We start from the raw sequence: 18,946 nt of genomic DNA on the forward strand, positions 1-18,946 counted from the left end.
CTTCCGGTAGTACGACGAACTGAAGAGGACTCGCCCACCCATGACGGACTCGCCTACCCCTGGGCGGCACCGCAGCAGGAAGGCCCCACGACGCCGCGGCCTGATCGGCCCCGTCGTCAGCTCGCTGTCGGTGCTACTCGCCATCGGACCCGTGGTCTGGGTGATGACGGCTCGCGACGGTTCCGCTGTCGCCGAGAACGACGCCACCAAGGTGCTGAACGTGGCCGAGGACAACTCCGGCCCGGCCGCGGTCGACGGCGCGAACTCCGGTCCCGGCAAGGCCAAGGTCACCGTCACCGCGACGCTGCCGAACGGCCTGACCACCACAATCACCCCGACCGGTACGCCGGCCCTGGGGTCGGCCCAGTCGACCCTGGACACCCCGGACACCCCGGTCCCGTCCGGCGTACCGACGACGGTGATCACCACCGCGCCGGCCGGTGGGGTGGAGACGGTCACGATCACCCCGGCGCCGCCGCGCACGACCAACGGGCACGGCAGGCAGAAGCCACGGCCGTCGACACCGTCGGGCAAACCGAGCCAGTCGCACAAGCCGACGAAGACCCCGAGCGAGCGACCGACCAGGACGCCGACCACCACGCCGACGCCGGACGACCCGCCACCGCCGCCGGGGGGTGGCGGCACGAACGCGCAGGAGCGTGAGGTGCTCGACCTCACCAACCGGGCCCGGAGCAACCAGGGCTGCCGTCCGCTGAAGCTGGACGACAGCCTGGTCGAGGCAGCCGGCTCACACGCGTCCGACATGGTTCGCCGGCACTACCTGGACCACACCAACCCCGACGGCCAGGGTCCGGGCGACCGGATGGCCAAGGCGGGCTGGCAGGGCTCGGGCTGGGGCGAGAACATTGCCGCCGGCTACGACAGCCCGCAGCGCGTGTTCAAGGCCTGGATGAACAGCGACGGCCACCGGGCGAACATCCTGAACTGCAAGTTCACCAAGATCGGCATCGGGTTCGACCCGGGCCAGGTCAAGTCCGACTGGGGACCGGGCAGCTGGGTGCAGGACTTCGGTCGCGACTGACCGAAGGACCGTTGTTCGCAGCACCGACTGTGCAGCACCGATTTTGTGCAGGACCGCGGTCGGCATTGTCCGCCGGGCACCGGGTTCGCCGCAGGCACTGTGGCGAACCGACAACGGTTCACCGGTTGACCGCCGAGCACCGCGGGTAGATCCGTCCTTGCTATGCCATCGGGCGCCCCTCACGGCGCCACGGTGAGACGAATGAGGCACGTCTTGGGGGCGCGACCGTGAAGGGAACACGCAGGTAATGTCACAGCGTTCAGCTGCCGGACGGCGGCGCAGCAAGAGAGCGGCGGCCCGGCCGCCGTCCCGCGGCCGGAGGATCGCCGTGGCGATCGGCACGGTCACCCTGGTGATCACGCCGATCTCCTGGATCCTGCTGCACCAGCCACAGGTGGAACAGGCCGATGCCGCGGTCCCCTACGTCACCCGGACCGACGACACCTACATCAAGACCTCGGCCAAGCCGGCCGCGGCGACTCCGCCGGCCACGACGCCGGCCGATACGCCGACTCCGGTACCGACACCCGGTACGCCGAAGCCGACCGAGACCCCGAGTGTCCCGGGTGAGACCCCGACTCCCACGGACGGCCCGACGACGGAGCCGACCGGCGGGCCGACGGCTCCGACCGAGGGGCCGACGTCGGGGCCGACCGAGATCCCGACCACCCGCTCCACCCCGCAGGACCCACGCAGCCAGGAAACGCAGCCGACGCCGACGCCGGGCGACGACGACACTCCTTCCAGCACGCCGACCACGACCACCAGCACGCCCCCGCCGCCGCCCGCCGACGACGGCAACATGTCGGGGGCCGAGGTGGAGCTGTTCAGGCTGGTCGACAACGCCCGGATCGATCGCGGCTGCGCGCCGCTGCGACGCAACAGCGACCTGAGCGGAAGCGCGGGCGCCGAGGCGAAGGAGCGGGCTCAGAGCGGCAACGTTTCCGCCACCGGTTCGTCCATGGCGGCCACCGGTGGCGACGACGTCACCGCGAAGGCTGCTTTCGACAAGCTGAAGAGCACGAGCTCGGGCACGTTGTTCAACTGCGGACTGCGCGAGCTGGGCGTCGGCCAGGACGACGCGGACTACTGCAAGACCAGGCTGGTGCTCTGCCTCAGCACCGCGACGCGCGACGCCTGGGTGGTCGACTTCAAGTAGTCCGGTGATCACTCAGAACGGCGGCTCGCGGACTGTGAGCCGCCGTTCTGGTCGCTCGGTGGGATGATGGCCGAAGGTGCTTGAGTCGACCGGCGGGGCGGGGTTAGCTTGAGCCTCCACCGAGCTGCGGGAGGCCGGATGTACGGCGAGCGCGACGATCTCGATCCGGCCCGGCCCGCGTTGTACGGCATCCCGCCGGACGCGATCGCCGACGAGCGCCCGGACCGCCGGCCGGAGGAGGCCAAGCGCATGGGGTTGAGCCGGCACACCGAGGAGGGCGCGGTCGTGCACTTCGTCGCCCACCTCGACCGGGCCAAACCCGGGCACAAGATGATGGCCTGGATCCTGCTCGTCACCTTCGGGGCACCGGCGATCTACACCCTGCTCCTGCTGCTCTAGCGCGCCGCGGACTTCTTCTGCAGGTTCTCTTCAAGCGCGGCCAGGAACTCCTCGGTGGTGAGCCATTCCTGGTCCTTGCCGACGAGCCGGGCCAGGTCCTTGGTCATCTGGCCCTGTTCGACGGTCTCGACGCAGACCTGTTCGAGCATGGTCGCGAAGCCGGTCACCTCCGGGGTGTTGTCCAGCTTGCCGCGGTGCTTGAGGCCGCCGGTCCAGGCGAAGATCGACGCGATCGGGTTGGTCGAGGTCGGCTTGCCCTGCTGGTGCTGCCGGTAGTGCCGGGTGACCGTGCCGTGCGCCGCCTCGGTCTCGACGGTCCGGCCGTCCGGGCTCATCAGTACCGACGTCATCAGGCCGAGCGAACCGAAGCCCTGGGCAACAGTGTCGGACTGGACGTCGCCGTCGTAGTTCTTGCAGGCCCAGACGTAGCCGCCCTCCCACTTCAGCGCCGAGGCCACCATGTCGTCGATCAGCCGGTGCTCGTAGGTCAGCCCCAACTGGTCGAACGACTCCTTGAACTCCTCGACGAAGATCCGCTCGAAGATGTCCTTGAAGGCACCGTCGTAGGCCTTCAGCACCGTGTTCTTGGTGGACAGGTAGACCGGATAGTTGCGCTGAAGCCCATAAGCGAAGGATGCTCGCGCGAAGTCCTCGATGGACCGGGTGAAGTTGAACATGCCCAGTGCCACCCCGCCGTCGTCGCCGTAGTTGGCGACCACGTGCTGGATCGGCTCGGAGCCGTCGGCCGGGGTGAAGGTGATGGTCAGTTCACCGGCCCCCGGCACGGTGAAGTTCGCCGCCTTGTACTGGTCGCCGTGCGCGTGCCGGCCGACGATGATCGGCTTGGTCCAGCCCGGCACCAGCCGCGGGATGTTCGAGATGACGATCGGCTCGCGGAAGATCACCCCGCCGAGCAGGTTGCGGATCGTCCCGTTCGGCGAGGCCCACATCTGCTGCAGGCCGAACTCCTCGACCCGCTCGGCGTCCGGCGTGATGGTGGCGCACTTGACGCCCACCCCGTGCTGCTTGATCGCCAGCGCGGCATCCACGGTGACCTGGTCGCCGGTCGCGTCACGGTGCTCGATGCCGAGGTCGTAGTACCGGAGATCGATGTCGAGGTAGGGGTGGATCAGGCGGTCCTTGATGAACTGCCAGATGATCCTGGTCATCTCGTCGCCGTCGAGCTCGACGACGGGATTGGTCACGGTGATCTTGGCCATGGGTGCCCCTCGGGATGCGGTTATCTTGACGTCAAGATAGATGGGGTTTTATCTTGACGTCAAGACAGTTTGCCGGCCGAACTCGTGCCGGTGCCGCTGCGGAGTCGTGCCGAGGACGAGGTGGAAGTGATGCCGCAACGCCGCGCTGCTACCGAATCCGCTCTCCACCGCGACCCGCTCGATGGGATGATCCGTTGTCTCCAGCAACAATCTGGCCCGGTCCAGTCGTTGCCGGAGCAACCAGGCCTGGCCACTGCTGCCGGTGCGGGCCCGGAACTGCCGGGTGAACGTCCGCCGGGACAGCGCGACCGCCGCGGCCCACTCGTCCAGCGAGATCGGCTGGTCCAGCCGGGACCGGGCCCACACCATCGCCCGTTCGATCACGTCGTCCGACGGATCCGGCGGCACCGGGACCGGGATGTACTGCGCCTGCGACCCACTCCGGTGTGGCGCCACCACGATCATCCGGGCCAGCCGCTCCGCCAGCTCGACGCCATGATGGGTCCGGACCAGATGCAGACAGCAGTCGAGCGAGGCCGCAGTACCGGCTGAGGTGACCAGGTCGCCGAGGTCCGACCAGAGGACGTCCGCCCGGACGTGGATCTTCGGGTACTGCGTCGCAAGGCGCTCGGCCCAGCGCCAGTGCGTGACCACCTCCCGGTCGTCGGCGATGCCACTCGCGGCCACCAGGAACGCGCCGATACACAGCCCGACCACGGTCGCGCCGCGAGCATGAGCGGCCCGGATCACCTCGACGAGCTCCCCGGACGGCTCCAGCCGAGGATCCCAGCTCGGCAGGATCACCAGGTCGGCCTCGGCCATCACGTCCAGCCCTCGCTCGACGTGCAGACCGAACCCGGCATTGGTGTCCAACCGCCCAGGCCGCTCGGCACACACCTGTACGTCGTACTGACGCTCGCCGCCGGCCCGGTCGCCGAGCACCAGGCAGGGCACGGAGAGGTGGAACGGGCTCATCCCGTCGTAGGCCAGAACCGCTACCGATCGCATGGCCCGATCTTAAGGAAGAGTGTCCTCCAGGCCAATGGCTCAGCGCCCGTCAAACCCGAAGGATGGAGCCATGAAGCTCACCCACATCGGAGGACCGACCGCAGTGCTCAGCATCGGCGGCCTCACCCTGCTGACCGATCCCGCCTTCGACGAACCGCGCGAATACCCGTTGGGCGGCCGCAAGCTGACGAAACTCACCGGGCCCGCGCTGCAGCCCGACGAACTCGGCCCGATCGACGCGGTGCTGCTTTCGCACGACGAGCACAAGGACAACCTGGATGACTCGGGCCGGGAGTTGCTCTCCTCGGTCCCGGTGGTGCTGTCGACTCCGGGCGCGGCGGACCGGATCCCCGGTGTCCGCGGTCTGGAGAACTGGGAATCCGTCGAGCTGGACCGGCCCGACGGCGGCACTCTGATCGTCACCGGGCTTCCCGCGCGCCATGGCCCCGAGGGCTGCGAGCCGCTCACCGGCTACGTCACCGGCTTCCTGCTGAGCGGCTCCGGCCTGCCGACGGTCTATGTGTCCGGCGACAACGCCTCGGTCGACCTGGTCGGCGAGCTCACCACCCGACTGGCGGCCGGCAGCATCCCGGGCGTCACCGCCCGGACGGTCGACATCGCAGTACTGTTCGCTGGTGCCGCGCGCACTCCGCTGTTCGACGGGGCGCCGCTGACGCTCACGTCCGAAGCTGCCGTGGAAGCCGCTCGGCTGCTCGCGCCCGCAGTCATCGTTCCGGTCCACACGGAGGGCTGGGCGCACTTCTCCGAAGGCCCCGACGTCCTGGCCAAAGCCTTCGCCGACGCCGGCCTGCCGCTGCAGCTTCCCCCGATCGGAGAAGCGTTGTCACTCTGAGTACCTCCAGCCCTTGACGGATACGGAGGGTGACTTTATCGTTCAACGCGCCGGGGGGAATCCGGCAGAAGGACATCACCGGGCCGGGGGGAATCGGCCCACAGCCGGAAGGAATTCCATGTTCGTACGTCGCTTCAGCCTGCCCGCCGCCGCTGTCGCCAGCGCTGTCGCCGCCGTCGTCGGCCTGGCCACCGTGCCGTTGCCGGCGATGGCTGCCAGCACGATCGTGCTGTCCGGGATCCAGTACGACCCGGCCGGGACGGACACCCGGACCAACGCGCACCTGAACCAGGAGTTCTTCACCATCCGCAACCTGAGCACCCGGCCGCGCAACCTGTCCGGTTTCCGGGTCAAGGACGTCGCGAACCACACCTTTGTCTTCCCGGCCGGCTACGTGCTCGCCGGCCGGACGACCGCGATCATCCGGACCGGCCGTAACCGCAACACGGCAACCACGCTGTACTGGAACCAGTACAACTACATCTGGAACAACACCGGCGACACCGCCCGCTTCCAGACCCCGGCGGGCGTGACCTTCGATTGGTGCAGCTACACGGCGATGGCCGGCCGCACCCGGGTCGCCTGCTAGTACATCTGGTGTGAAGCCCAGAAGGGCGCCAAGTCCTTCGTGGTGGCAGCCTCGGCGGCTGACTTGAAGTCGCCGGGGGTCGCCACCCCGTACCAGTGGGACCTGGCGTAGTCCTTCATCAGCTTTTCCATCGCGGGAGTGCCGATGTAGCGCTGCAGGTCGGCCAGCATGCAGGAGCCGTACGAGTAGACGTAGAGGCTCCAGCCGGCGCCGTACTTCTTCCAGAAGCCCATGTCGTTGGTGATCCGCGCCTCGAGCTGACCCGGCCAGCAGTCGGGCTGACTGTCACCCGAGTGCAGGTACGACGAGTAGGTCGCGAACGACTCGTCCAGCCACGGGTCGGCGTACTCGTTGTTGCCGACGATCCCGTACCACCACTGGTGAGCGAGTTCGTGCACCACCGGCCCTGCCTCGTTGGGCGGCGCGATGAGCAGCACGAAGCCCGGGTACTCCATTCCGCTGAAGCCAACCCAGGTGTCGTTCAGCACCAGGTCGACCTCGCCGTACGGGTACTTGCCGAAGCGCCGGCTGAAGTCGTCGATCGCGGCCACGCCCTTCGTCCGCGCGTCGGCGACTGCGCCGGCCGTCACCGTGCCGGTCCACCAGGTGCGCACCTTCACCCCGCCGGGCGACGTCACCACGGACTGCTTGAACGGCCCGGCCGAGAAGGCGAAATCCCTGACCTGCTTGGCGATACTGGTCGTGGTGACCGTCTTGCCCCGCTGTGCCGTCGAGGTGACCCCGGTCGCCGGCACCTGCAACGAGGCGGGGTGTTCCAGCCGTACTGCGAAGTCGGCGGCGAGCGTGTAGTAGCTCTCCCCCATGCCGAGATCCGGCTCGAGATGCCAGCCCGCCTGGTCGTGGACCGCGAGCACCGGCAACGCGTTGCCGAAGAAGCTGTAGGCGCCGGCTTGCCCGAACCGTTCGAGCCGCCTCGGCGCCGTGATCGCCAGATCGAACCCGAGCTCCAGCTGCTTGCCGGGAGCAAGCACTTTGCCGAGTTTCACCTGCAGGGTGGTGCAGTTCACGCTCGGCGTGCCGGGCGTCCCACCCTCGAACCGGCTCAGCTTCACCGGCGACTTGCACCCGTCCCAGGTGTTGCCCCAGATCCTCAGGTAGATCTCCCGCAACGGCTTCCCGGTGGTGTTCGTGAAGACGATCCGCTCGCGCCCCGTCCAGGCTCGCCCGGGGGCATCACTGGTCAACCGCACGTCGTACTGCGGCTTGCCCGGCCCGCGCTGGACAGTTTCCTTGCCTTGAGCAACCGATGCGGCTGCACTGGGCACCGTCGTGGTGAGCAGGACGCAGGCGAGCAGGAGGACAACGAAACGGCGCACGGCGACTCCCCAGGTTCGTGAAGTCCCGACGCTAGCGCAGTCAGCTCACCCGGCAGAGTCGACTCGACCGTCAGGGGTGCGTGGGGCCAACGCGGACCGGCTGGCGCACCCGGCTTCAGCCAGCAGGACGACGAAGGCTCGCGCACCCAGCACCCCAAAACGGTCGCGCAGCGATTGCGCCTCCACCATTCGCCTTTACCAAGCAGGCGACGGAGGAGCCTGCGCGCAGTCGCAGAAGGGTGGGTGGGAGCGAACGGAGCAGCGAGCGACGGAGGAGCGAGTGGCGCAGGGCGCGGGGGGGTGACCGGACGGCTAGCGGGTCGCGGGGGCGGGATCCTCGCCTTCGGGTAGCCAGTCGTGGACCAGGATCTCATCACCTACGGCGACGGTGCCCGGCGTCAGGACGGACGCTTTCATGCCGAAGCTGACTCCGCCGCCGTAGTCGGGCTGGCGCCGGTACTTCGCCAGCGTGCGGGTCGGCTCGGGACCACGCTTCTCCCCCGTGGCCTGGTCGACGGTCGGTACGGCGCAGCGGATCGAGCGGGCGGCGTAACCGAACTCCGCCTCGCCCACCGACGCACGCAGTACGCGATCTTCGGTGTGTGCCTCGGGCCAGCCCGCGACGACGATGTTCGGGCGGAAGCGGTTCATCGGGATCGCCTCGCCACCGGCCGCCACGATGCGCTCGTTGAGCCCGTCGAGCGATGACAGCGAGGTGATCAGCAGCGCGTGCGCGTCACCGAAACCGGTCAGGCCCTGGTGCACACCCCAGCCCGGCCGCTCGTGCTCCGGCGTGACCCGGACCAGCGCGACAGGCCGGCCGAGCCGCTCGGAGAACCACTCGTCGGCCGCGGCATCCTGAGCCACCCCGGCCCCGAACCACTTCCCGAACAGGCTGACGTCCCGCCGCTTCCCGTCGTACGCGACCGGTACTTCGAGGTCGTCGGCGCCCTCGGCGGACAACCTGAGGGCGTCACCATCAGCCAGTACTTCGACGCGCAGCGGCGCCATCGCCGGCACCGTGCGCTGACTGAGGAAGACCCCCTCCGGGTCGACCAGCATGAAGGTCCGGTCGTGCCGCAGCCCGGTGACCGTCAGCTCGGCACGCTCGACGGACACCCCGGCGAGACCCTTGACGGGGTAGTAAGTCAACGCGGCGACCTTGGCATCAGACACCGAGCCAAAATACCTGCCGCCAGGCGCGCGCACCGCCCGTGCTGACTGAACCTGACCGCGGATTGTCCAGTTCGGCCCGGATCAGCGGCCAAAAGTTCCGGCCGGCGCGGCCGGCGACGTGAAGCCCTCGGCATCCGTCAGCGGCGCCGCCTTGCCGGCGAGCTCAGCCAGCGGCAGCACCTCGTACGGCGGCTGCGCCCGCGACCCGGCCGGCTCGGCGACCGGCGTACGGGAGCTGACCAGGACGACGTTGCCGAAACCCTTGCCACGCAGCACCTTGCGTTCGGCCAGCACCAGGCCGTCGCCCAGCCCGGCCCGCAGCGTCGCGGCGACCCGGCGGACGAACCCCAGTCCGGCGGTCCCGTCGATCAGGTTGAACACGAGCGACCCCGACGGCCGGAGGATCCGGGCGCACTGGGCGACGAACTCGGCGGTGACCAGGTTCGCCGGCACGGCCTCGCGGACGAAGGCGTCGACGATCACCACGTCGGCCGAGTCGTCGTACAGGCCGGTGATGCCCTCGCGGCCGGTCACGCCGCGGACCTTGATGCCCGAGCGCTTCGGCAGCGGCAGCGTCTCGCGGACGAACTCGGTGAGATCCTCGTCCGGCTCCAGCACGATCTGCCGCGAGCGCGGCCGGGTGACGGTGACGTACCGGGCCAGCGTCAGGCCCGCACCGCCGATGTGCACCGCGGAGATCGGCTGCCGGCGCGGTGCGACCAGGTCGAGTACGTCCCCGATCCGGCGGACGTACTCGAACCCGAGATGGGTGGGGTCGGCAAGATCGACTTGCGACTGCAGCGACCCGTCGACGCGGAGGACGAACGTCCCGTCCGCCTCGGCCTCGACGGTCGCCGTACCACTGGCTACCTTGCGTTCCACCCCGTCATCTTGTCAGCAGTTACTACTTCGACCCGGACTTGGACTCGGCCTCGGCGGCCAGGGCGATGTCGGCGTTGTCGGAGAAGAGCCCGTCGATACCGGCCTTGCGGAACGCCGCGATCTCGGCGAACAGGTTGCCCGAGTCGGCGAGCACGGTGGAGCTGCGCAGCGTCGGCGGGAGGAAGTTGTTCTCGACCCGGAACGTGTACGGGTGCACGACGAGGCCCGCGCGGTGGGCGTCACGGACCAGCGGGGTCGGCGTACCGAGCTTGCCGGTGCTGTCGACCGGGATCACCTGGTCCTTGGCCGGGCCGACGCCGTCGGCGTACGTCGCGACCTCCTGCAGGCCCTTGGCCGAGACGACATCGGCGTACGTGCGCTTGTCACCGCTCACCACGAAGTCGTACGGCGCGCCCGTTGCGCTGGTCAGCTGGACCAGCGGGACCCGCAACTGCTTGTCGAGCGCCTTCAGGTTGGCGACCTCGAAGGACTGGACGAACACCTTCGCGTTCGGACGGTTGAGGCCGTTGCGGTTCAGCGTGCTGACCAGGGCCGGCTCGAGCGCGAGGCCCTGCTGCTGGAAGTAGGTCGGGTGCTTGGTCTCCGGGTAGATCCCGATCGGCCGGTCGAGCTCGCGCGACAGCCGCTTGGTCAGGTCGATGACCTCCTGCAGGGTCGGGACCTGGTACTTGCCGTCGAAGACCGTGTTCTGCTGCCGGAGCGCCGGGATCCGCTCCTTGGCGCGCAGCGTCTTCAGCTCCTTCAGCGTGAAGTCCTCGGTGAACCAGCCGGTCAGCGCGGCGCCGTCGAGGATCTTGGTCTTCTTCCGGGCGGCGAACTCCGGGTGCGCGGCGACATCCGTCGTCCCGCCGATCTCCGGCTCGTGCCGCGCCACCAGGACGCGGTCCTTGGTGGTCACCAGGTCCGGCTCGATGAAGTCGGCGCCCATCCGGGCGGCCAGCTCGTACGCCGCCAGCGTGTGCTCGGGCCGGTACCCGGAAGCACCGCGATGCCCGACCACGACGAAGTCGTCGTGCTGGACGGAACTGTGCTGGGCGGAGGCGGCGACCGTGGTGGCGGAAGGGGCGGTGGGGGCGGCCTGCTTGGACGTGTCGGACACCTGCGGGACCAGGACCGCGGCGACGACGGCTACTGCGGAGGCGGTCACCGAGACGTTCCGGCGGGACAGCACCGTTCTCATCGATATTTCTCCTTACAAGTCAGGGACTGTGCACACCCTCGGGTCAGCAGAAGGCGGGGCGGCGTCCGGCTGGTGAACGGGTGGTGTGGATCACCTGACCCACCGTCGCCTACCCGGGGCGGACTTGCTAGCGTCCGAAGGGTCTGTCATTGAATCCTTTGAGGAGCGTGTCGTGAGCAAATCACCCGTCAAGGTGGCCGTCACCGGTGCTGCCGGTCAGATCGGATACAGCCTGCTGTTCCGGATCGCGAGCGGTGCGCTGCTCGGGCCGGACACGCCGGTGGAGCTGCGGCTGCTGGAGATCACCCCGGCGCTGAAGGCGCTCGAGGGTGTCGTGATGGAGCTCGACGACTGCGCGTTCCCGACCCTGGCCGGGGTGCAGATCGGCGACGACGCCAACACCATCTTCGACGGCGCGAACGTGGCCCTGCTGGTCGGCGCCCGGCCGCGGACCAAGGGGATGGAGCGCGGTGACCTGCTGGAGGCCAACGGCGCGATCTTCACCGTCCAGGGCAAGGCGCTGAACGAGCACGCCGCCGACGACATCCGGATCACCGTGACCGGCAACCCGGCCAACACGAACGCGCTGATCGCGCGCAGCAACGCGCCGGACATCCCGGCCGAGCGGTTCTCCGCGCTGACCCGGCTGGACCACAACCGCGCGCTGGCCCAGCTGGCCAAGAAGACCGGCACGCACGTGACCGACCTGAAGAAGCTGACCATCTGGGGCAACCACAGCGCCACGCAGTACCCGGACATCTTCCACGCCGAGGTGGCCGGCAAGAACGCGGCCGAGGTGGTCAACGACCAGAACTGGCTGGAGAACGACTTCATCCCGACCGTGCAGAAGCGCGGCGCGGCGATCATCGAGGCCCGCGGCGCCTCCTCGGCCGCCTCGGCCGCGGCGGCCACCGTCGACCACGCCCGCGACTGGCTGCGCGGCACCCCCGAGGGCGACTGGCTGTCGATGGCCGTCGTCTCCGACGGCTCGTACGGCGTCCCGGAGGGCCTGATCTCCTCCTTCCCGGTGACCACCAAGGACGGCGACTACGAGATCGTCCAGGGCCTGGAGATCAACGACTTCTCCCGCGCCCGGATCGACGCCAGCACCAAGGAGCTCGGCGAGGAGCGCGACGCCGTCCAGGCCCTCGGCCTGCTCGGCTGATCACCTTTCGGCACGAACGAAACCCCCGGGGGACATCCCGGGGGTTTCGTCGTTACGGGGTGGTCAGCGCAGCGGGTAGGCGCCGATCACCGTCTGGTCGGTCGTGTTGCCGGCGGCATCGACCACCTGCGCCTTGAGCGAGACCGTGGCACCGGCCGGCGTTGCGAAGAGGGCCTTGTAGCCGGCCCCGGACTGTACGACGGTCGCCGCCTTCCACGTTGTGCCGTCGTCACCCGAGACCTGGATCGTCACCTTCTTGACCGCCGGCAGAGTGGCGCCGGGCGTTCCGTCCAGTACCAACGGCAGCACGGTCAGGGGCGTCCGCTTCACCGTGTTCCGGCTGTCCACGTCCGGCTGGTACCGGACGGTGCGAGCCGGCAACGCGGTCAACTGCCCGGTCGCGGCCGAGCTGAACGTCAGGGTGAGATCCGTCCGGCTCGAGAACGCCGTATCGGTGCGCGTCCCCGTCGTGACGAACCTGTACTGCGCCTTCCCGGCCGGCAGCCCCTGGACGCTCACGAACCCGAAGTAAGGCTCCGAGGCGACTTCCTCGCCATTGCGGTAGAGCACGCTGCTCGCGGTGTCGGTCAACTCGATGCCGACATGTCCGTCTGCATCGCCGTGCCGCCCGACCCCGAGGTACATCTCCGCGCCGGTCCGGCTCAGCTGCCTGGCCCTCGGCCCGAAGGCAGCAGCGTTCCACCGCTCGTGGTACGTCCGCCCGGCCCGGTACTTCACCGGCTCGCCGACCAGGGTGGACACTCCGCGCGGGTAGTCCCGGCCCGGTTCGGTCAGCTCAGCGGACCAGCCTCCCGGTACCTCCGTCAGGTAGTACCGGAGCGTCCCCGGTACGTCGGCCCCGATCACAGCCGCGAAGACCCCGTCGACACCGGGCATCCGGGGGAAGATGGTCCGCCTCATCTGGGAGGTGTTCGTCGCGTTCGCCGTCTGGTCGACCACTGCCAGGTCCTCGGTCTTCACCGCCCGGTGGAACCCGGTGGGCAGTTCGCCCGGCTGCGAGTCCGCGATCCCGTACACGAACGGCGTATTCGTGAAGCTACCGTCCGCGCCCCGAACAGCCCACTGAGAAGCGACATGCCCCGTCAGTTGCGCGGCCGGCAACACCGGACCGGTGCTGAGGGTGAAGAGCTTGCTGTCGAAGCCGAGCATTGCGGAGCTCAACGCCTGCTCGCCCTCCGGCGAATACCTGTCGAAGCCGACGTCCTGGAGGACCATCGTGGCCGCCGGGTCCGGAACCGTCGTGGTGACCGGCTTCGCTTTGCGTGCGTCCAGCACCACCGTCTGGTCCGAGGTGAGCTGCACGCTCGGGGCAACCAGCTTGTAGAACTGGTAGTCCTCCTCGGTGACGGCGAACTCCTGGAAGTGGTCGAGCAGGTACTCGCCCTTCGGCAACCTGACCTGGATCGTGCCGCTGGGATCGTAGAGTTGCTTGAAGGTGTCGTTCCCGACGCCGACGAGCAGCACCGGCCCCTGGTCGTCAGGAGTTCCGTCGGCGCGGACCAGTTGGACCGTCAGGGTGTAGGTCTCGACCTCCTTGGTCACTCCCAGCGGTACGACGACCGAGGTGCCCTCGGCGATCGCGATGATCCGGCCGGAGTACAGGCCGTCCGGGCCGGTGTGCTTGGTGTTCGAAGTTGCCTGGACCGACGCGGTGCCACCGGCCGGAACCGTCACGCTGTCGGCGCTCAGCGTCAACGCGCCGGCCGGCGCCGCGGTGCCGGCCGCGGTGGTCATCGAGGCGGTCAACGCCAGCGTGACCGGCTGGTCGCCGAGGTTGCGGTAGGTGACGTCCTTGGTCACGGGCTCGTCGTCCGTGTGCGGGTAACCGGCGATGCCGAAAGACACCGCCCCCGGCTCGGCGATCACCGTCTGCTTGATCGCCTTGGCCAGGTCGACCCGGCCCGCTCCTTGCTGGAACGAGGTCTGGCCGGCGGCGACCTTGGCCGAGGCGGTCAGGGTGCCCTTGAGCTCAGCCGCCTTCCAGGACGGGTGTTGCTGGGCGAGGAGCGCAGCGGCACCCGCGGTGTGCGGAGTCGCCATCGACGTACCGTCGAGCCGCAGGTACTTGTCGCCGACCGGCTCGCCGATCGAGGAGTCCTTCGCCTTCGCCGCCACGATGCTCACGCCGGGCGCGGTGACGTCGGGTTTGATCGCACCGTCACCGACCCGCGGGCCACGGCCGGAGAAGAAGGCCAGCTCGTCCTGCTTGTCCACCGCGCCGACCGTCAGCGCCGCGTCCGCGCTGCCCGGCGAGGTGACGGTGCTGTCGCCCGGGCCATCGTTGCCTGCGGCAATGACAAAGAGTGTGCCGGTGGTGGCGGTCAGCCGGTTCACCGCCTCTTCCACCGGGTCGATCTCCGGGGAGTCCGGGCCGCCGATGCTGAGGTTGACCACGGTGGCCTTGACCTCGTTCGCGGCCCATTCCATCGCGGCCACGGTCGCGGAGTCCAGGCATCCCCAGACCTCGCAGATCTTGGCGTCGTACACCTTCGCGTCCGGCGCGACGCCCTTGTACTTGCCGCCCGACGCGGCACCGGTGCCCGCGATCGTCGACGCCACGTGGGTGCCGTGGCCGACCACGTCGTCAGCTGACTCCTCGGTGAAGTTCTTCGCACCGGCAATCTGGGTGGCCAGATCCGGATGGGTGCCATCGATGCCGGTGTCCAGCACCGCGACGGTGACGCCCTTGCCGGTGAAGCCCGCCTGCCAGGCCGCCGGGGCGCCGATCTGCGGCACCGACTCGTCGAGCAGGACCTTGCGCTTGCCGTCCAGCCAGATCTTGTCGACACCACTCGCCGAGCGGGCGCCGGCTGCGCCGGTCAGGAACTTGGCCGCGTTCTTCTTCTCCACCCGCACGGCCGCGCCGTCGATCGCGGGCAGCTGCCGGGTCACGGTCCCACCGGCAGGAGCCGACCGCTTTCCCTTGCCCTGGTAGGTGACCAGCAGCGGGATCGAGCCGCTCGACTTGTCGTCGTACCCGGCCTTGATCAGTCCGGCGACGTCGAACAGGCGGCGATCCAGCTGACCGGTCGCGAGCTGCTGCTCGACGTCGGACGGGATCACGTACGACGCCTGCTTGACCCGGTAGGTGTTGAAACCGATCTTGTCCCGGCCAGGTCCGGGTTCGACGGTTGCCCTGGACAGGTCGTCACCACGGACGGTGACCCGGTCACCGGTGATCAACGTGACGCGCACCTCCGGCCCGGTGACGGGTGCGTGCTTCGTAGTACCGGCAGCCGGTTCTGGCGATGCTGTCTGCGCTGCTACTGCAGGACTGCCGACGCCGGCCAGCCCGATGCCCACGATCGCCAGCGAGGCGACGGCGGGCAGGCCGAAGCGTCTTGATCTCGAACGGAAAGCCACGAGGGGCTCCTCCCCAGTTGTGGAATTGTCCTCACTGATAGCCCTTGACGCGATGACGCGCCGTCGGGGTTGCAAGACCGTGCGTAGTGATCAGCGGAGCAGGTAGGCACCGATGACGGTCTGCTCGGTCGTGTTGCCGGCGGTATCGGCGACGTACGCCTTGAGCGAGACCGATCCGCCCTTCGGCGTCCCGAAGATCGCCTTGTAACCGTCCCCGGACCGGACGACGGCCGCGGCCTTCCAGGTCTTGCCCTCGTCACCCGAGACCTGGACCTGGAGCTTCGACACCGCGGGCAGCACCGCACCAGGCATCCCGTCCAGCACGACCGGCAGTTCGGTCACCGCCGTTCGCAGTACGGTGTTCCGCTGGTCGACGGCCGGCTGGTACCGGACCGTCCGCAGCGGCAACGAGGTCTCGTTCGCCGTGCCGGCCGAGCTGAAGGTCGAGGTGAGGTCGATCCGGGTCGAGAAGCTCGAGTACGACGGCCGCGTCAGCGTCGTGACCAGCTTGTACTGCGCCCTCTCCGCCGGGACGTCGAAGGCCTCGGCCGCACCGAAGTACGGGAACTCCGCGATCTGCCGGCCGTTGCGGTAGAGCTTGCTGACCTCCGTGTCCGCCCGGGTGCGACCACTGCCGCCGGCCGCATCCGTGGTAGCGAAAAGGAGGACGAGCAAGTAGTTCCCCTGCCTACTGACACGGTCTGGCGTGGGTCCGAAGACGGCCGCGTTGAGCCGCTGCCGGTACGTCCGTCCTGCCTGGTACTGCTGCCCATTGGAAATGACCTCGGTCACCTCGCTAGGTCGCGGCCCTGGTGCCAGCTCGGCGACGCGGGTGCTCCACTCGACCGGGGCCGCGTCGAGATACAGCCGGATGGTGGCGGGCAGGTCATGGACGGTGTTCAGCGAGGACCCGCCGACCCAGCCTGCCCTCCCGCTGAGCAGCCGCTGACCCGACCGGTCACCGGTCGCGTTGACGGTCTGGTCCACCACGGCCAGGTCGGCCGCCTTCACCGTCCGCTCGAACCCGGTGGGGAACCGGCCCGGCATCGGGGTCAGCAAGCCGTACTGGAAGGGCGTGTTCCTGAAGTCCTCGTTCGGCCCGGGCAGCCCCCAGAACGACGAGACGTACCCGATGAGCTGCTCGGCGGGTGCCGCTGGGCCCAGTTGGGCGGTGTACGCCTGACCCATGTAGTCGGAGACGAGGGACGAGTTCAGGCTGCTGGTGCGGGCGTGGTTCCAGCGGGTGTAGCCGACGCTGGTGCGCATGACTTTCGCGTCCGCTCGCGGCACCGTGGTGTTCACCGGCTTGGTGGTGCGGACATCCATCACGATCGTCGTGTCGGCGTCGAGCTGGACGATCGGTTGGACCAGATGGAAGTTGTTGTAGTCCTCTCTCCCAGGTCGCTGCGCCCACAGCCCGCCCTCCACGTTGTACTCCGCCTTCGGCAGCCGCATCCGCGCCGTGCCATTCGGTGCCTCGGGGTACTCGAACAGGAAGTCGCCCAGCCCGAAGATCGTGAAGTGGCCGTCCTGTGCGGGCTGACCGTCGGGGCCGATCATGGTGAGTGTCAGGGTGTGGCTCTCGACCTCCTTCGTCAGCACTACCGGCGTCACCACCGTGGTGTCAGCTGACTTCGCGGTGATCCGGCCGAGGTAGTTGCCGTCCGCTCCACTGTGGTTGGTGTTCGAGGTCGCCGTGACCATTGCCGTCCCGCCCGCCGGGACGGTCACCGTGTCAGCACTGAGCTTGAGCGCACCGGCCGGCGCCGGGGCACCGTCGGGCCCGGCCAGCTCTGCCGAGAGGTTCAGCGTCACCGGCTGGTCGCCGAGGTTGCGATAGGTGACCTCCTTGGTCACCGGAGCGTCGTCGGTGTGCGGCCACAGCGCCGTACCGAAGCCAAGGCCGGCCGGTTCGCTGATCAGGGTCTGCTTGATCGCCTTGGTCAGGTCGATCCGGCCCGCACCCTGCTCGAAGATGCCCTGGTCCGGCGCGCTCTTCGCCGACGCCATCAAGGCGCCTTTGAGCTCACCAGCCTTCCAGGACGGGTGTTGCTGGAGCAACAGCGCCGCGGCGCCGGCGGTGTGCGGCGTGGCCATCGACGTACCAGAGAGGTTCAGGTACTGGTCGCCGACCGGCGTGCCGATCGTGGAGTCCTTCGACTTGGCCGCCACGATGTCCACGCCAGGCGCCGTGACATCCGGTTTCACTCCACCGTCGCCGACTCGCGGACCCCGGCTGGAGAACTCGGCCAGCTGGTCCTGCTTGTCGACGGCGCCCACGGTCAGCGCCGCTTCCGCGCTCCCTGGCGACTCCACCGATGACTCACGGGGTCCGCTGTTTCCGGCGGCGATCACGAACAGCGTGCCGGTCTGTTCGGTCAGCCGGTTGACGGCCTCCTCGAGCGGATCGATCTCCGGGCTGTCGGAGCCACCGAGGCTGAGGTTCACGATGTTCGCCTTCACCTCGGTCGCCGCCCACTCCATCCCAGCCAGGATCGCGGACTCCGCGCAACCGAACTCCTCGCAGACCTTGCCGTCGTAGAGCTTCGCGTCCGGCGCGACGCCCCTGTACTTGCCGGCCGACGCGGCGGCGGTACCGGCGATGGTCGACGCGACGTGGGTTCCGTGGCCGACCAGGTCGCCCGGCGCTTCCTCGGTGAAGTTCGCGGCGCCCGCCAGTTGCGGCGCCAGGTCGGGGTGGGTGGAATCGATACCGGTGTCCAGGACCGCGACGGTGACGCCCTTGCCGGTGTAGCCGGCCTGCCAGGCCGCGGGACCGCCGATCTGCGGAACGGACTGGTCGAGCGAGATCTTCCGCTTGCCGTCCAGCCAGACCTTGGCGATCCCGTTGGACGCCAGCGCCGCCGGCGAGCCGAACCCCAGACCGCCGAGGAATGCGGCCGTATCTTTCTTCTGGACCTTGACCGCGGATCCGTTGACCGCCGGCAGCGCCCGGCTGATAGTTGCCCCTGGCAACGTACTGCGTTTCGCCCTGGCCTGGTACGTGACAACAAGCGGGATCACCTTGCTGGCCCGGTCGTCGTACCCGGCCTTGATCAGACCCTGGACGTCGAACAGCCGGCGGTCCAGCCGGCCGGACGCCACCGCCCCACTCAGGTCGGAAGGAATCACGAACAGCTGATCCTTCACCTGCTGCGTGCGGAACGTCATGTGCTTGCGGCCGGGCGCCGGCTGGACCGAGGCCTTCGCCGGATCGCCGCCCACCAGGGTGACCCGGTCACCGGTGAGCAGAGTGACGTGCTTGTCCAGTGCTTGGGCCGCGGGCTTCGCCGCTGGACTGGTCGGAGCCGACTGGGCGGCTACTGCTCCTTGGGACGCTCCGGTGATACCGGTTGTCGCAACCGCGAGCGAGGCGGTGACTGCCACGCCGATCCGCCTCGCTCTCGAGCTTGGTCTGAACACCACGATGACTCCCTCTCGCTCATTCGATTCAGGCGTTACCTCTGGTGTCCGCCCACGCGGCAGAGGTTGCATGAAGGTGTCAGCCGACCCCATCGACGACCGTCGCCT

General features: G+C 68.9%; 14 protein-coding genes. 6 read left to right on the plus strand and 8 right to left on the minus strand.

The genetic code is table 11. The annotated features are described in order from the left end of the window. The first annotated feature begins 40 nt into the window (after positions 1-40). The 3 genes from AB0F51_RS25955 to AB0F51_RS25965 all read left to right on the plus strand — a co-directional run bounded on the left by AB0F51_RS25955 (position 41) and on the right by AB0F51_RS25965 (position 2,600). Positions 41-1,042 carry a CAP domain-containing protein gene (locus AB0F51_RS25955; protein ID WP_360284181.1) on the plus strand — a complete coding sequence of 334 codons (1,002 nt, stop codon included), beginning with the start codon at positions 41-43 and terminating at the stop codon, positions 1,040-1,042. Positions 1,043-1,370: 328 nt separating this feature from the next. Next, positions 1,371-2,201 carry a hypothetical protein gene (locus AB0F51_RS25960; RefSeq protein ID WP_360284182.1) on the plus strand — a complete coding sequence of 277 codons (831 nt, stop codon included), beginning with the start codon at positions 1,371-1,373 and terminating at the stop codon, positions 2,199-2,201. Between the two features lie 138 nt (positions 2,202-2,339). Beyond that, complete coding sequence (locus AB0F51_RS25965; RefSeq protein WP_360284183.1) at positions 2,340-2,600, plus strand: hypothetical protein; 261 nt, start codon at positions 2,340-2,342, stop codon at positions 2,598-2,600. On the opposite strand, the gene AB0F51_RS25970 is transcribed toward AB0F51_RS25965, so the two are convergent. Together AB0F51_RS25970 and AB0F51_RS25975 are read right to left on the minus strand one after the other, a co-directional pair. Continuing rightward, entirely contained in the window at positions 2,597-3,820 is a 1,224-nt protein-coding gene (locus AB0F51_RS25970; RefSeq protein ID WP_360284184.1) for an NADP-dependent isocitrate dehydrogenase, read from the minus strand. The two genes, AB0F51_RS25965 and AB0F51_RS25970, sit on opposite strands and share 4 nt — an antisense overlap. Before the next feature lie 48 nt (positions 3,821-3,868). Further along, complete coding sequence (locus tag AB0F51_RS25975; protein WP_360284185.1) at positions 3,869-4,828, minus strand: helix-turn-helix domain-containing protein; 960 nt, start codon at positions 4,826-4,828, stop codon at positions 3,869-3,871. Between the two features lie 70 nt (positions 4,829-4,898). Here AB0F51_RS25975 and AB0F51_RS25980 point away from each other — a divergent pair, with 70 nt between their 5' ends. Both AB0F51_RS25980 and AB0F51_RS25985 read left to right on the plus strand, forming a co-directional pair. Next, positions 4,899-5,681, plus strand: a complete 783-nt coding sequence (locus AB0F51_RS25980; protein ID WP_360284186.1) for an MBL fold metallo-hydrolase — start codon at positions 4,899-4,901, stop codon at positions 5,679-5,681. 118 nt (positions 5,682-5,799) lie between these two features. Next, positions 5,800-6,270 carry a lamin tail domain-containing protein gene (locus AB0F51_RS25985; protein WP_360284187.1) on the plus strand — a complete coding sequence of 157 codons (471 nt, stop codon included), beginning with the start codon at positions 5,800-5,802 and terminating at the stop codon, positions 6,268-6,270. Here the strand turns inward: AB0F51_RS25985 and AB0F51_RS25990 are convergent. The 4 genes from AB0F51_RS25990 to AB0F51_RS26005 all read right to left on the minus strand — a co-directional run bounded on the left by AB0F51_RS25990 (position 6,267) and on the right by AB0F51_RS26005 (position 10,866). Further along, positions 6,267-7,607 carry a M1 family metallopeptidase gene (locus AB0F51_RS25990; protein ID WP_360284188.1) on the minus strand — a complete coding sequence of 447 codons (1,341 nt, stop codon included), beginning with the start codon at positions 7,605-7,607 and terminating at the stop codon, positions 6,267-6,269. The genes AB0F51_RS25985 and AB0F51_RS25990 overlap by 4 nt on opposite strands. A gap of 312 nt (positions 7,608-7,919) precedes the next feature. Continuing rightward, entirely contained in the window at positions 7,920-8,783 is an 864-nt protein-coding gene (locus AB0F51_RS25995) for an MOSC N-terminal beta barrel domain-containing protein (RefSeq protein ID WP_360284189.1), read from the minus strand. Positions 8,784-8,864: 81 nt separating this feature from the next. Further along, positions 8,865-9,665, minus strand: a complete 801-nt coding sequence (locus AB0F51_RS26000; protein ID WP_360284190.1) for a fused MFS/spermidine synthase — start codon at positions 9,663-9,665, stop codon at positions 8,865-8,867. A 22-nt stretch (positions 9,666-9,687) separates the two neighbouring features. Continuing rightward, on the minus strand, positions 9,688-10,866 hold the full coding sequence (locus tag AB0F51_RS26005; protein WP_360284191.1) for a glycerophosphodiester phosphodiesterase: 1,179 nt from the start codon (positions 10,864-10,866) through the stop codon (positions 9,688-9,690). Positions 10,867-11,038: 172 nt separating this feature from the next. Between AB0F51_RS26005 and AB0F51_RS26010 the strand changes: the two genes are divergently transcribed. After that, positions 11,039-12,031: a malate dehydrogenase gene (locus AB0F51_RS26010; protein ID WP_360284192.1), complete on the plus strand. Its 993-nt coding sequence runs from the start codon at positions 11,039-11,041 to the stop codon at positions 12,029-12,031. 63 nt (positions 12,032-12,094) lie between these two features. Here AB0F51_RS26010 and AB0F51_RS26015 read toward each other — a convergent pair whose 3' ends face one another. Together AB0F51_RS26015 and AB0F51_RS26020 are read right to left on the minus strand one after the other, a co-directional pair. Then, positions 12,095-15,415 (minus strand): S8 family serine peptidase, encoded by a 3,321-nt coding sequence (locus AB0F51_RS26015; protein ID WP_360284193.1) that lies wholly within the window; start codon positions 15,413-15,415, stop codon positions 12,095-12,097. A 90-nt stretch (positions 15,416-15,505) separates the two neighbouring features. Next, the gene (locus AB0F51_RS26020; protein WP_360284194.1) at positions 15,506-18,802 is read right to left on the minus strand and encodes a S8 family serine peptidase; all 3,297 of its coding nucleotides are present in this window, start codon (positions 18,800-18,802) and stop codon (positions 15,506-15,508) included. Positions 18,803-18,946: the final 144 nt, after the last annotated feature.

Origin of the sequence: Kribbella sp. NPDC023855, assembly GCF_040639475.1 — a bacterium.
Classification (GTDB): domain Bacteria; phylum Actinomycetota; class Actinomycetes; order Propionibacteriales; family Kribbellaceae; genus Kribbella.

What these genes read in the sequence shown, in the direction of transcription:
- AB0F51_RS25970 (WP_360284184.1), bottom strand. Translation starts at nt 3,820, where the DNA reads ATGGCCAAGATCACCGTGACCAATCCCGTCGTCGAGCTCGACGGCGAC.
- AB0F51_RS25985 (WP_360284187.1), top strand. Translation starts at nt 5,800, where the DNA reads ATGTTCGTACGTCGCTTCAGCCTGCCCGCCGCCGCTGTCGCCAGCGCT.
- AB0F51_RS25975 (WP_360284185.1), bottom strand. Translation starts at nt 4,828, where the DNA reads ATGCGATCGGTAGCGGTTCTGGCCTACGACGGGATGAGCCCGTTCCAC.
- AB0F51_RS25955 (WP_360284181.1), top strand. Translation starts at nt 41, where the DNA reads ATGACGGACTCGCCTACCCCTGGGCGGCACCGCAGCAGGAAGGCCCCA.
- AB0F51_RS26005 (WP_360284191.1), bottom strand. Translation starts at nt 10,866, where the DNA reads ATGAGAACGGTGCTGTCCCGCCGGAACGTCTCGGTGACCGCCTCCGCA.
- AB0F51_RS25980 (WP_360284186.1), top strand. Translation starts at nt 4,899, where the DNA reads ATGAAGCTCACCCACATCGGAGGACCGACCGCAGTGCTCAGCATCGGC.
- AB0F51_RS25965 (WP_360284183.1), top strand. Translation starts at nt 2,340, where the DNA reads ATGTACGGCGAGCGCGACGATCTCGATCCGGCCCGGCCCGCGTTGTAC.